This window comes from Bacillus sp. JJ722, from assembly GCF_036963345.1.
Lineage (GTDB): Bacteria > Bacillota > Bacilli > Bacillales > DSM-1321 > Bacillus_AD.
In genome coordinates, this window is sequence record NZ_JBALMO010000405.1 from 1 (window position 1) to 401 (window position 401).

Annotated in this window: 1 protein-coding gene; it reads left to right on the forward strand. The window is 32.7% G+C overall.

Annotated features, from left to right (window positions below):
* Nucleotides 1-197 precede the first annotated feature (197 nt).
* Complete coding sequence (locus V7014_RS26810) at nt 198-329, forward strand: YczI family protein (RefSeq protein ID WP_438824991.1); 132 nt, start codon at nt 198-200, stop codon at nt 327-329.
* Nucleotides 330-401 lie beyond the last annotated feature (72 nt).

Consider the following 401-nt stretch of genomic DNA (forward strand, 5'->3'; position numbering starts at 1 on the left):
GTATTGGCATTTATTACACGAGAACTAGTTACTTTTATGATGCTTACTTTGATATTGCTTACTTTAATTGAAATAAGTGATGAGTTAAAAAAGAGAAATGGACGGTCCTAGCTAAAGGGGGGATTTGTTGTTAAAGTTTTTGCACACTTGCGGGCTATGGATTGATTACTGAGGACTTTAAGTTTCAACGATATATGATGTTGTTTTTAGGCTTAATGATGTTGGTAATGGGATTAAGAGAATTTCAAAAGGGACAAAAAGGTTACGGCTGGCTAAGTATAGTTGTATTTATATTTATCTTATTTGTATCAATCAAAAGTTTCCTATAGCGCTAACGGAGCAGATTAGTTCTATAACAAAAATGTTTTTTTATGGTTAAATGTTTTTTGAGGATGGAGGGG

What these genes read in the sequence shown, in the direction of transcription:
- V7014_RS26810 (WP_438824991.1), top strand. Translation starts at nt 198, where the DNA reads ATGTTGTTTTTAGGCTTAATGATGTTGGTAATGGGATTAAGAGAATTT.